General features: G+C 49.8%; 9 protein-coding genes. 7 read left to right on the top strand and 2 right to left on the bottom strand.

Features of this window, described 5'->3' with window-relative positions; translation table 11 throughout:
• Positions 1-215: 215 nt before the first annotated feature.
• Both E3J62_02190 and E3J62_02185 read right to left on the bottom strand, forming a co-directional pair.
• Complete coding sequence (locus E3J62_02190; GenBank protein ID TET47171.1) at positions 216-959, bottom strand: ribonuclease Z; 744 nt, start codon at positions 957-959, stop codon at positions 216-218.
• Between the two features lie 61 nt (positions 960-1,020).
• On the bottom strand, positions 1,021-1,431 hold the full coding sequence (locus tag E3J62_02185; protein ID TET47170.1) for a YjbQ family protein: 411 nt from the start codon (positions 1,429-1,431) through the stop codon (positions 1,021-1,023).
• Between the two features lie 812 nt (positions 1,432-2,243).
• On the opposite strand from E3J62_02185, the gene purD reads away from it, so the two are divergent.
• From purD to E3J62_02150, 7 genes are all read left to right on the top strand, one after another.
• The gene (purD, locus tag E3J62_02180) at positions 2,244-3,515 is read left to right on the top strand and encodes a phosphoribosylamine--glycine ligase (protein TET47169.1); all 1,272 of its coding nucleotides are present in this window, start codon (positions 2,244-2,246) and stop codon (positions 3,513-3,515) included.
• A 10-nt stretch (positions 3,516-3,525) separates the two neighbouring features.
• Positions 3,526-3,978, top strand: coding sequence for a 5-(carboxyamino)imidazole ribonucleotide mutase (gene purE / locus E3J62_02175; protein TET47168.1), 453 nt, complete (start codon positions 3,526-3,528; stop codon positions 3,976-3,978).
• Positions 3,979-4,020: 42 nt separating this feature from the next.
• The gene (locus tag E3J62_02170; protein TET47167.1) at positions 4,021-5,337 is read left to right on the top strand and encodes an NCS2 family permease; all 1,317 of its coding nucleotides are present in this window, start codon (positions 4,021-4,023) and stop codon (positions 5,335-5,337) included.
• A gap of 7 nt (positions 5,338-5,344) precedes the next feature.
• Positions 5,345-6,451: a threonylcarbamoyl-AMP synthase gene (locus tag E3J62_02165; protein ID TET47166.1), complete on the top strand. Its 1,107-nt coding sequence runs from the start codon at positions 5,345-5,347 to the stop codon at positions 6,449-6,451.
• Positions 6,452-7,660: 1,209 nt separating this feature from the next.
• Positions 7,661-8,890, top strand: a complete 1,230-nt coding sequence (locus E3J62_02160; GenBank protein TET47165.1) for a radical SAM protein — start codon at positions 7,661-7,663, stop codon at positions 8,888-8,890.
• 43 nt (positions 8,891-8,933) lie between these two features.
• On the top strand, positions 8,934-10,703 hold the full coding sequence (locus E3J62_02155) for an ABC transporter ATP-binding protein (protein TET47164.1): 1,770 nt from the start codon (positions 8,934-8,936) through the stop codon (positions 10,701-10,703).
• Positions 10,704-10,809: 106 nt separating this feature from the next.
• Positions 10,810-12,930 carry a hypothetical protein gene (locus tag E3J62_02150; GenBank protein ID TET47163.1) on the top strand — a complete coding sequence of 707 codons (2,121 nt, stop codon included), beginning with the start codon at positions 10,810-10,812 and terminating at the stop codon, positions 12,928-12,930.
• Positions 12,931-13,236: the final 306 nt, after the last annotated feature.

Below are 13,236 nucleotides of genomic sequence, written 5' to 3'. Positions count from 1 at the left end.
GTCTTCCCTTTCTTATGAACTGCAGTAAGCCCTTTGAATATCTTGCCCACCATGATGAACCTACCGCTTCAGGGCCGGGCCGTTTCACGGCCTCCTGCGCGTAGCCCGTCGCGAAGTTCCACGAAGCTTGGAAAAGCGAAGAAGGAAGGAACCCGAAGGGAGTTTCGCGAAGGGCGAGGTCGAGGGGTAGGGAGTTATTCTCGTCATCTGATGAATTAGGGGCGCTTGTGGATGAGGATATGTTCCCGGGCAAGGCTGCCGATTTCCTCTGCCAGAGCTTCAGTGAGGTGAACTTTTCTCTCGAGTTCGGATGTGTATGATTTGAGGTTGGCTTCAACTAGAGCAAGATCAGCATCCTTAACAAGATCACGCACGGACTCAGAATCACCACAATCCCCGGTCACCGCGACGATTGTCTTTCCGTCGTCTATCCGATACCCAGCAGCAGGCATAGGGACGGCCTTCCCATCAGGCTCGATCGTGCAGTGAACAACATAGTTACACCATGCCCGAAACGACCCCGCAGTGAAACAATCACGGTCGTCCAACTCCTTGGCCTCCACAACATAGGGCATGAATCCTGAGTAGAGATTGGAGAAGTTCTTGAGAAGCGTGCTTGCCTGTAAGCATCCGCGTGGCAGGAACACAGGAAGTGAGCGATTTCTCTTCTTCATCTTGAAGTAGCCGAGGAGTGTGTGCAGTCCGCCGACATGGTCATAATGACCGTGAGTTATGAGTATGGCATCCAGCTGCTCCGGCTTAAAGCCTATGGAGAGCAAGTCCCTCAGAACTCCATCACCAGCGTCCACAAGAATGAAGGATTCACCTGTGGAGATGAAAATCTGGGTCCCCACAGCACCCACTGAATAGAGAACCCTCACTCTCAGTTCATTTTTGGACCAACTGTCCATTCGTGTGCCCTCGAGCCACAGAATACCACGGTCCATCAGATCGGGCAATCAAAAAGTGCTTGAGTATTCCTTACACCGAGAGCCAATAAGGAAGAAGAGAAATGGATTGTTACTTGTCAGAGTCGTCTGCAACTATCTTAACCAGCACCTCTCTCCTCCTGGGACCATCGAACTCGCAGAAGCAGATTCCCTGCCAGGTCCCAAGCCTGAGCTGATTCCCTTCAATAAAGACTGTCTCGGAAACTCCTATCACCGACGACTTGATATGTGCCGCTGCGTTTCCTTCCAGGTGGCTGTAGTTGTCATCGAACGGAATGACTTTGTTGAGCTCCTTCAGGATGTCAGTCTTCACACTGGGATCCGCGTTCTCGTTTATGGTCACCGCGCCGGTCGTATGCGGAACATATATGAAACACGCCCCACTCTTCACCTTGCTTTCCTGAACTACCTTCCTTACATCTGCCGTTATATCGACAAGGGATGTCCTGGATTTGGTGCTCACACTGATTTCTTTGAGCATGGTTTCCTCCTATCTTCCAGTCTTCACCCACCATAGCATAGAAGAGTGGCACCCAAAAGCTCAAAAACACCTGGCTCCCCACACGCAACCCCGACAGCTGGGTCTGGTTGACTCATCGCCAGCTCTTGGACTCACCGACGGGTTCCCCAATTTGCCTTTTGCCCTTCGAGCTCCCTCAGGAGGCCATGAAACGGACGCTCGTGAAACGGCCCGGGCAGGCCCCGTGTATCTCGCTTCACGAGAAACGGGGGCCGTGAAACGCCCCGGGCAGGCGGCTATTCCTGAATGTATGGAGTAGCGCCGCTTGCGGCGCGCTAGGTTAACGCCCATTTCCAGGAAAACGGCGCAGGTATCACATGGAGGAAGAGAAAGGTCAGACGCAACATTAGAACAGATGCAGAAAAGAGTGCGGTAGACCAATCCCAATGGCAAACAAGGACATAGCACCCCATTGCCAAGCACTACCGCCAACCAAATCGGAGAAGAGCCAAAAAAAAGAACCCTGCATCTATGCAGAGCTTGTCAGAGGAGATCGTTATTTAGTGTAGCAAAGAAAGGAGAGGAGGCTTCTGCTGTCGGGCGCGTCTTTAAGGCAAAGTCAGCATTTAAGGTGTGAAAAACACGAAGCCTCCTCGACACATACTTTGCCTTTTTCCCTTTGACAAGGCAATAGGGTAATATACCTATTTTGCAAATAACTGACACATAATCGTTCCAGTCTGGAAAAACAGTGTTGAATACTACCAACCTATGTGTTATTTTCGTGATGTCCTGATCAGAAATCCTCTCTTTCGCGGTCTGTGGGGTCGAGGTTGAAGATACTGGTCATAGGCGGAGGTGGCAGAGAGCACGCGCTCGTTTGGAAACTCGCTAAGAGCGCAAGAGTAAAGCAGATATATGCCGCACCCGGAAACGCCGGGATTGCTCAGATCGCGACGTGTGTGGACATCTCTGCAGAGGACATTGACCAGCTTATCCAGTTCGCCCTTGAGAACAGGATAGACCTGACCGTTGTAGGCCCCGAGGCCCCTCTCACCCTTGGCATCGTTGACAGGTTCCACCAGAAAGGACTCCAGATATTCGGCCCCTCAGCAAAAGCTTCCCAGATAGAAGGAAGCAAGGTCTTCGCGAAGAATCTCATGGTCTATGCTGGCATACCAACTGCCGAATTTGAGATCTTCGAGACGATTGACCCTGCGATATCCTACATAAAGGAAAAGGGGGCTCCCATTGTGATTAAAGCTGACGGGCTCGCAGCTGGAAAGGGGGCTATTGTAGCAAAGAACGTTAATGAGGCCCTCCGGGCTGCACAGGATATGCTCGTCAAGGGCTTATTCGGCGTTGCCGGGAAACGGATTGTGGTTGAGGAATACCTCCAGGGTGAAGAAGCCTCGGTGCTTGCTTTCAGCGACGGAAAGTCCGTGCTGACTATGATATCTACCCAGGACCACAAGCAGATCTACGACGGAGATAAGGGCCCGAACACCGGTGGAATGGGTGCCTATGCTCCCGCACCGGTCGTGGACAAGAACATGCTCACAGACATCGAAGAGAGGATACTCAAACTAACTGTGAGGGAGATGGATGGACAGGGCTGCCCATATGTGGGTGTGCTCTATGCAGGCCTGATAATCACTGAGGAGGGCCCGAAAGTCCTTGAGTTCAACTGCCGGTTTGGTGACCCCGAAACTCAGCCCCTTTTTGCTCTCATGGAAACAGATCTTTTCGAGATTATGGAAAAGACTCTGGCACAGGACCTGAAAGCTACTCGAATAGAATGGACGAATCAGCATGCAGTCTGCGTGGTGCTCGCTTCTGGAGGGTATCCGTCAAGGTACCAGAAGGGAAAAACCATCGGCGGTTTGAATGAGGCGTCTGCCCTGAAAAACGTGGTTGTCTTTCATGCAGGTACAGCCCTTTCTGATAGAAAATATGTGACGAGCGGTGGGAGAGTCTTGGGAGTGACCGGTCTCGGAGACAGCCTGGAGGGAGCTGTCGAAAGAGCTTACGAGGGAGTTGACAGAATAAGCTTTGAGGCAATGTACTATCGCAGGGACATCGCTGCGAAGGGACTGGCACGCTAAAGGAGGATGAATGAGCAAGCCTGTTGTTGGCATCATTATGGGAAGCAAAAGTGACGCCGAAGTGATGCGAGAGTGCGAAAAGGCGCTCGAGGAGTTCAAGATTCCGTTTGAAACGATTGTAAGTTCTGCGCACAGGAATCCTGCCAAGACCCGAAGGTATGCGTCGGGCGCCAAGAAGCGCGGCATAAAGGTGATTATTGCCGGGGCTGGATATGCGGCTCACCTCCCCGGCTTCATTGCATCGCACACAGACTTGCCGGTGGTTGGAGTGCCTATTCCCAGTTCGCCTTTTCATGGCGTGGATTCGCTCCTCTCCATGGTTCAGATGCCGAAAGGGGTGCCCGTTGCCACAATGGGATTGGGAAAGAGCGGAGCTAGAAATGCTGCCATATTCGCGAAACAAATACTCGCACTCGGGAATGTCAGGGGTGCTAAAGCAAAGAAAAAACCAAGAAAGAGATAGGTCCATGCAAGATCCAACTCTCCAAAAGCAAGGAGGGGTTTGATGCACCGTGACTTCTTCCGTTTGAAAGAACGGGGAACGAATGTCCGGACTGAAATGCTTGCGGGCCTCACCACTTTTGCCACGATGGCCTACGTTATTGCCGCTAACCCCAAAATACTGGAAGCCGGCGCGGGAATGGACGTTGCTTCAGTAACTGTGGCAACATGTCTTGCAGCGGGCTTTGCTACACTGGTTATGGCCTTCACGGCCAACTATCCATTTGCGCTCGCTCCCGGCATGGGGATAAACGCATTCTTCTCCTTTACTGTCTGTGGAGCCATGGGCGTTCCGTGGGAGCACGCACTGGGCATAGTATTCATTGAGGGAGTACTTTTCGTTCTGCTTACTATCTCCAAGCTCAGGGAAACCGTGATCAATAGCATCCCACTTCCTCTCAAGGCAGGAGTTGGCGCGGGGATAGGTCTGTTTCTCGCATTCATGGGACTTCAGGAAGCTGGGCTCATAACGGCTGACCCGGCGACACTCCTCACCATGGCTCACGTGGCGACAGCTAACATCTATCCGAAAGTTCTTCTCGCCGCGATTGGACTCATTCTGATGGCTGCGCTGATGGTCAAAAGGGTGAAGGGTGCCATACTCATAAGCATAGTTTTTTGCACCCTACTCAGTTTCATACCGTTCTTCAAGCCCGCTGAAAAACAGGCACTTGCCAGGATTACTTTGAGTCCCACATTCTTCAAAATGGACATACTCAACGCATTCAGAGTCGAATATCTTGCCATCATATTCACGTTCTTCTTTGTGGACTTTTTCGATACCGCGGGAACTCTTGTGGGCCTGTCCCACAGAGCAGGAATCCTGGATGAAAAAGGGAGAATCCCCAGAGTTGGGCGTGCTCTTCTGGCAGATGCTCTGGGTACGATTTTCGGAGCCGCAGTAGGTACCAGCACCGTGACTTCCTACATAGAGAGTGCCGCAGGAGTCGAAGAAGGAGGAAGAACAGGTCTTGCATCGGTTGTGACAGGAGTCTGCTTTCTACTGGCCATTCTCGTTGTCCCCTTGGTCGGACTGATTCCCAGTGCTGCCGTCGCACCCGCATTGATAATGGTGGGTATTCTCATGATGGGCTCCATCTATCGAATAGATTTCACAGACTTCAGTGAGGCAGTCCCAGCTTTTCTTACAATCATAGTCATGCCTTTGACCTTCAGTATCACCAACGGAATCGCCGTCGGCTTCCTCTCATACGCGGTCATCAAGCTTGTAAGTGGAAAGGGGAAGGAAGTTCATCCAATAATGTATGTCCTGGCTGTTCTTTTTGCAGCCTTCTTTGTAGCTAGCCCCATGTTCAGATAGGAGCTGCTTGGAAGACAAACTGAAAAAACTGATTGAAAAAGCCATATCCGCTCTCAAGAGTGGTAGGATCGTGGCCTTCCCCACTGATACGGTCTACGGCATAGGTGCAGATTTCCAGAACGAGTCGGCCATCAAGAAAGTATTCAACGTGAAGGAAAGGGAGAGTGACAAACCTCTCACGCTTCTTCTTCCCGACTCAGAAGAGCTGCACCGCTTCGTGAAAACCATCCCGAAGGCAGCACAGAGACTGATCGAAACCTTCTGGCCGGGCCCCCTCACACTTGTCTTCAAGGCTTCAGGTAGGGTTCCACCATATCTCATGGGACCAGACTCGACCGTGGGGATAAGAGTCTGCAGTAATGAGATTGCCCGAGCGCTAATCAGGGGCTTTGGCTCCCCACTTGCCACAACCTCAGCCAACGTGTCGGGAGAGGAACCCTTGAGGTCAGGGAGTGATGTATCATCGAAGATGGGTGAGAGAATTGACTACGTCCTTCCCGGGTTCTGTGGGTTCGCGCCTTCCTCAACCGTCCTCAACCTTTCCAGATTTCCCCCAGCGGTTGAACGGAAGGGCGCCATTTCCCCGCTACTTCTGGGCAGGATTATGCGCAGGAAAGTCCGGCTTTGCGAGAATGTGTTCTTCAAAATCCTTCTTGTCTGTACGGGAAATGCGTGCAGGAGCCCAATAGCTGAAGGACTCCTCAGGAAAATGATTCCGCCGGACCTGAGCAAGAAATTTATGGTTGCGTCGGCAGGAACTGCAGCTTTGGCGGGGGGCAAACCGACTAAGTTCGCCATCGATGCTGCGAATGAGCTGGGTGCGAACATCACAGGTCTGGTGTGCAAAGAACTCAGCCCAGAGATCATAACGGGTGCTGACCTCATTCTCTGCATGGAGCAGAGTCAAAGAGATAGGGTTGCAGATATGGTCCCGGACGCATGGGAGAAAACCGACCTTCTCAAGGGGTACGGCAAGGAAGGGCTTCCCAAGTATGAGCGGGAGGTAGAAGACCCCATTGGCTTACAATTGGAAGCATATCGCAGGGTTGCGCGCGAGATCCAATCCAGCCTCACAGGCGTGGTCTCGGAACTGACGCGCTGGCTACTCCCTTAGCCAACCACCAAACACCTCCCACCGAGATCGAAATTGCGAAATTCCTCCCGCAACCCCCCGCACCTTCGAAATTCGAAATTGAAAAACTGAAGATTTCGGAACCGCAGAAGATTGTTCAATATTGAACCACATTGAACCGGGGAGGGGTGTGAGAGGAGAGATTGAACGGGGAGTGGCGATGAAGAGAGAGTCCACACCTTCGAAATTACGAAATTTCCAAGCGCATCCTCAAAATCAGTATACAGAGTGTGTAGATGGCTACATAGCCACTGTAAACGATGTTTACAGCAACTAATCTGACATGCCTCATAGGTTTAGCAGAAATATCAAGTCGAAGAGATGGGCGCGGTGGGATAGAATGCCCCCCAATGGCGTCCTGAAAATGGCTGCAGATGAAGTGTAAGAGCATCACTGGTAGGCCAGGGCGCGATTCCCCGAGGCCATAAGTCCCAGTAACACTGTCACTTAATTCGAGCCTGAAGTGCGTCTATTTTCACGGACACGGGACGGGCACGATTCTTGCCCAAGACAGAAAGAGGAGAGTCTTGGGCGTGAAACTATAAGTACCTGCCCGAAGGAAAGGAGGTGAATGAGTATGTTTGAGATAATGTCGTGGTCATCGGCAGGAGGAACTGATGACAACGAGCCCTCTTGCAGTTGCGGGTGCGCCTGTTCATGTAGTTGCGAGAAGGATTGGGTAAGAACTATGAAAGGGGCAGGCATAGCTTCGGGCGGAGCCTCGGCCGATCTTTCCTTTAACTCAACACTGAGTCCCACAAGTCCGCTCAACCCCTTCTTCTAAGGACCATTGGCGGCTTGTGAACCCGATTCATCAAGGGAAGGGGGTACCACCTTCCTTAATGGATCGGATGGGATTGCAGTAGTCACTTTTGCGGAGACACAGCACAAGATAGACCCTGTCGGCCCACAATTCAGAACGAGAGAAGAATTCGCACGAAACAGCATCCTCTAATCCATAAGTTCAAAACCGCTGCAAACCATTATGTTTACGATGTTAACACAAACAACATAGTCAGAACCAACGAGATATTGCACGATGTGATCGACGGCTACGGTACTATCCCATTCTCTGCGATCGCTAGTAAATGGGCAAAGAAGTATGACGCGAAATCGATACAACAATGCTTGACCCATATCCAAGAATCCTGCAAATCGCAGGGTGTGTTCTCCTCCAACAGGCCGACCGTGATGAAATATCCAATGTGTGAACACCATTTCTATGAATCTCTGCAAGGTGGACTGAGCGATCTCACATTGAACGCCACCGAAAGGTGCAATCTGAGGTGCAAGTACTGTACATATTCCGGGGCCTACTATTACGAAAGACACCATTCAACAGAAGATATGTCCTGGGAGACTGCAAAGAAAGCGATTGACTACTTCTACTCTCATACGCAGTCCTCAGAAAAAGTGTACATGTCTTTCTTCGGAGGAGAGCCTTTGCTCAACTTTGATCTTGTCAAAAGAAGCGTTGAATATGCAAGAGGATTCGCCAATTGGCCTCCCATCGTATTTCACCTTGATACCAATGGAACGACCCTTAGCGATGAAACATCAGGCTTTCTCATAGAAAACGACGTGATACTGCAGGTGAGCATTGATGGTCCATTTGAAATACATGACAGATATAGGGTTTTTGGGAACGGCGGGGGCACATTCCACTTAGTGCACAAGAACCTCGAGAGAATCAGAAAGATGGACAGAGATTACTATGAAAGCAGAGTCTCCTTTGCGGCCACTCTTGCGCCACCATGTGAATTGCTGGAAACCTATCGTTTCTTCTCTTCCGATGATTTGGTTGCCAAGAACAACTTGAACATCAATTTTGTGGACACCTACGATACCGATTTTTTCAGAATGCTTCATGACCGGGTGAGGCGATCGCGGTTGAGCGAGCATCTGGGAGCTCTTAGAAAAGAGTATCTTGAGGTGACAGTTGGTTCAAACAGTGGGCCTGCCCATCAGTTTTTGAAGGGGCTTTTTGAACGGCCCCTAGTTAGGATTCATCGACGAGCACTGAATCCGATGGGTGCACACTGCCCACCTAACGGCATCTGTGTCCCTGGAGTCAGACGCTTATTCGTGGATGTAGCAGGTAGGTTCTATCCGTGTGAGAAAGTTGGACAGGCGTTCTGCATTGGTCACGTGGATACGGGAATAGAACATCCGAAAGTGAGGTCTCTGCTTGAACAATATATCCGTGGAAGCACCCAGGATTGTACAAGCTGCTGGGCCGTCCGCCTGTGCAGCCTCTGTTTGGCTCAGGCAAGAAGGAGTAGAGATCTTGATTTTGGGAGAAAAAAGGACAACTGCTCCGTAGAAAGGGCCAATCTGCACGACAGCTTAGTTCTATATGCAGAAATAATGGAACGCAACCCCAAAGCCTTTGACTTTGTGGAAGATATGGTTTTCGAATGACGGGCACGAAGTATCCAGCAAGATAAGGACTTTTGGAGACTTGATGAACGGGTGGGGAAATAACGAGAATCTGAGACAACTTCGCAGATTTTTGCCATACCTGCGGCCGTGGTGGAAGTATGGCTTATTAGCTGGTGGTCTCATGCTGATTACTGTGTTACTACAACTACCTCTGCCTCTACTTACACGCTACGTTATAGACTACGTGTTCCCCCAGGGAAATCTCCGGTTGCTGACCTGGATAATCATAGGGTTGAGCATTTTCATGTTAGTCAGGCTGACTTCAGGCTTCTTCAGTGGAATACTACTGGCCATCTTCAGAGAACATGTGTTGTTGCGCGTTCAGCTGAGACTGTTTGAACACATAGAACATCTCAGTCTCTCTTTTCACGACGATATGAAGGTTGGCTATTTGATATCCCGGATTGGAAACGACGCATCAAACCTGCAGGGTTTGTTGGCCGATACGCTTCTCGGTTTCATAAGGAATACCCTGACCTTTTGTGTCGGGGTCGGGATCCTCTTCTTCCTGCACTGGAAGCTGGCACTGGTTTCTCTCGCGGTATTGCCATGCTTCATATACTCTATACTCTTCTTTTCAGGAAGACTGAGAAGGAAATCAGGTGAGATGCAAGAAAATATTGCCCGGGTCTACGATGTCCTTGGCGAAAGCCTTTCTGGCATCTCCGTTGTAAAGTCTTTTGGTGCGGAGAAGACCCAGGCGATCAGCTTGCTCAGGAGATTGAAAGCTTCACTGCGTTCCAACATTCAATATACAGTCCTTGGGTCAGCGTCCGCTGCCGCAACAGCTTTTCTCGGAGGAATAGGACCACTGATCGTCTTATGGTATGGAGGCCGGGAAGTCATCACAGGAGCTCTGAGCTTGGGAACACTTATCGCTTTCAATGCATTTCTGGGATATCTATATGGTCCGGTCAGGGGGCTCATGGGACTCAATACCAATATCCAGACTTCTCTTGCATCGCTAAGGCGCGTATTCGAGCTTTTTGATCTTCCACGGGAAGAGGTCAGCTTTGCGACACCTTCAAAGCTAACTGAGGTGGCAGGCAGTGTCTCGTTTCAGAATATCACTTTTTCGTATGACGGCAATGAACCTGTGCTCAAGCAGGTTTCTTTAAAGGTGGAACCCGGTGAAAAAGTGGCGTTGATTGGCCGCTCCGGCGCGGGCAAAACCTCCCTGGTCAATCTGATTCCAAGATTCTACGAACCGAAGGAAGGAGAGATATACATTGATGGAACAAACATCAAAAAAGTTGAACTCAGAGACCTGCGAAGCCACATTGGCATCGTGCCCCAGGACACTTTCATCTTCGCCGGAAGCATAAAAAAGAACATCCAGTACGGAAGGACTGATGCGTCCGACGAAGAGATAACGGCCGCGGCTAAGGCTGCTAATGCATACGATTTCATTGCGAAGTTGCCCGCCAACTATGATACAGAGGTCGGTGAAAGAGGAGTCAAGCTCTCTGGAGGTGAGCGGCAGAGAATTGCAATTGCAAGAGCCATGCTCAAGAATCCAAGAATCCTAATCCTTGATGAAGCTACATCAGAGGTCGATTCAGAGTCGGAAAGACTTATCCAGGCGGCTCTGGACAAGCTCATGAAGGACAGGACCACATTCGTCATTGCTCACAGGTTGTCCACAATTCTGAATGCAGACAAGATATTCGTAATTGACAAAGGCAAAATAATGGGGGGTGGAAAGCATGAAGAATTATATGAGACGTTGCCGCTCTATAGAAAGCTCTATAGGGAACAGTTCGAAAGGCAAAAAGTTGAGAAGAAGGATTGAGCTTTCCCTTAAGCCCTGGGCCTTCACGCTCTCTCTACTTCTAACAATCCTTGTAAACTCCCCCCTCACCACGGCACAGCCTCTCGATAGCCACCCAGAAGTCACTGTGCCAAGATTTGAGAGTTCACCCAAAACAGACGGATTCCTACAGGAGAAGTGCTGGGAGAACGCAGCAAGGATTGGCGGCTTCACCGAGTCGGAGCCCAAAAAAGGGACAAAACCAGAGGTGGAGACCGAAGTGCTCCTCGGATATGATGACAACAATTTGTACGTTGGATTTATATGTCACGAGAAAGACATCTCGAAGATCCGCGCAACAGCAGTAAAGAGAGATGGGTTTGATGACAAAGACGATTGGATATGGATCATATTAGATACATATGACACCTCGAAGAGGGGCTTCGTCTTTGCAGTCAATCCTCGCAGCATCCAGGCAGATTGGCATCTGGATGAGCTCGCAGAAATATTTGATTTCACGGTGGACTTGGAGTGGGATGCGGTCTCAAGAATTCTTGATGACAGATGGACAGTTGAAATTGCAATTCCATTCAAGAGCCTGCGCTTCCCATCAGACTCTCGTGAACACTGGAGAACCGATTTCTTTCGTATCAGACCGAGAGAACGTTGGGAATTCCACGCCTGGGTGTCCCGTTCAGAGGATGATCTTCTCTTCGCCAATCTGGGGCATCTATACATAAACGAGAGACTTTTGACAAGCAGAAGACTTGACCTTCTGCCTTACCTGACGGTCGGCACTCAAAATGGAGCGGGTGAAGAGCGGAGTGTTACTTCCAGAATAGGATTGAGCGGGAAATACTGGATAACTTCTGACTTCATATTCGATTGGGCTATCAGACCCGACTATTCGCAGATTGAGTCGGACCAACCGCAGATTGATGTGAACACAACCTTTGCCTTCTACTATCCTGAAAAAAGACCTCTTTTCCTGGAGAGAAAGGAACTATTTCAGACTCCAATTCAGGCTATCTACACGAGGACGATTAATGATCCAACAGCTACCTTCAAACTGAGCGGGAGACTGAGAAAAATCGACATCGGTTACATCATGGCCTGGGATAAACATACGCCCTGGATTATACCGCTTGCACAACAGAGCTTCCCAGTAAGCAGTGACCGGCGCTCATTGTCCAGTATTCTGAGAGTTAGGCATGAGCTGCCGGGAGAATCATCCATTGGTCTTCTGGGCACCAGTCGCGAGCTTGAGAATAGCTTCAGTCGAGTCTTGGGTGCAGATGGAATGATAAGACTTTTGAAGAATTACTATCTTGGTTTTCAAGGGTTATTATCCTGGAACAAGGAGCCAGACGATACTACTCTTTTTCAGGGATATCCGTGGATCACCTTTGGTGAGCATACTTCTGCATTTGATGGCGAGGAATTCTCAGGAAAAGCATTCATGGCCAGCCTATCTCGAAAAGGCGGGAGGTATGTGGACTTTGACCTGTGGTCTACGGGCTATTCACCCCAGTTCAGGGCTGACAATGGCTATATTAGTTCTAATGATCTAAGGGATCACGGCGTGAGGGCAAACCTGAAGTTCGCGCCCTACAGATTTATGATCGAGCAGCTCAACCCTGGACTGAGTTTTCGGAAAATCCAGGGGTACGATGGCGAAAACAGAGAATCCAGTTTGACCTCTTCGCTTGAGCTCATGTTCAAAAGGCAGAATTACTTCTCCTTCGAGCAAACGTGGAGTACCAAGACATTTCAGGATTATCGCTTCGACAGAATATGGACCGTACAAGGCTTTTGGTCCAACCGAACATTAGGTCCCTTCTCACCAAACGTACTATACAAATATGGAAGACAGATCAACTACTCTACCTTCCCTCCAGAACTGGGGTATTCGTCCTTGTTCAATTCTTGGTTGGATTTCAGTCCACTGTCCAAATTGGGCTTGAAGCTAAGCTATACAAGATATCTGCTCTGGGAAGAACCCATGCAGAACAAGATCCACGACACAATGACCCTCTCGAATGACATAATCTACTCCTTTCCGCGGCATCTCACATCGAGACTCAGACTCCAATATTCCTCAGATACAAAAGCTATCGAACTGTCGCCACTTCTTTCCTTCGAGCCGACGCCTTTTAGTGTATTCTACCTGGGCTCTAACCACAGTTTTGAAAAGACTGGGAGTCTTCTTGATGCCAGGGAAACTGAGTGCCGCATCTTCATGAAACTCCAGTATCTTGTAGGAACGTAAACCTGAAACCCTTCCCTGCCCCTCCCACCGAGATCGAAATTACGAAATTCCACCCACAGCCTCCCCGCACCTTCGAAATTCGAAATTGAAAAACTGAAGATTTCGGAACCGCAGAAGATTGTTCAATATTGAACCACATTGAACCGGGGAGGGGTGTGAGAGGAGAGATTGAACGGGGAGTGGCGATGAAGAGAGAGTCCACACCTTCGAAATTACGAAAATAGATTCAAAACCCACACAACCCTTTCACACACCTTCGAAATTCGAAATTGAAAAACTGAAGATTTCGGAACCGCAGAAGATTGT

The organism is candidate division TA06 bacterium (assembly GCA_004376575.1).
Taxonomy (GTDB): Bacteria; Hydrothermota; DG-26; order E44-bin18; family E44-bin18; genus E44-bin18.
Note: the sequence above shows the minus strand (reverse complement) of the source record. Positions and strands in the feature narration are given on the sequence as shown.

What these genes read in the sequence shown, in the direction of transcription:
- E3J62_02170 (TET47167.1), top strand. Translation starts at nt 4,021, where the DNA reads ATGCACCGTGACTTCTTCCGTTTGAAAGAACGGGGAACGAATGTCCGG.
- purE (TET47168.1), top strand. Translation starts at nt 3,526, where the DNA reads ATGAGCAAGCCTGTTGTTGGCATCATTATGGGAAGCAAAAGTGACGCC.
- E3J62_02185 (TET47170.1), bottom strand. Translation starts at nt 1,431, where the DNA reads ATGCTCAAAGAAATCAGTGTGAGCACCAAATCCAGGACATCCCTTGTC.
- E3J62_02160 (TET47165.1), top strand. Translation starts at nt 7,661, where the DNA reads ATGAAATATCCAATGTGTGAACACCATTTCTATGAATCTCTGCAAGGT.
- E3J62_02155 (TET47164.1), top strand. Translation starts at nt 8,934, where the DNA reads ATGAACGGGTGGGGAAATAACGAGAATCTGAGACAACTTCGCAGATTT.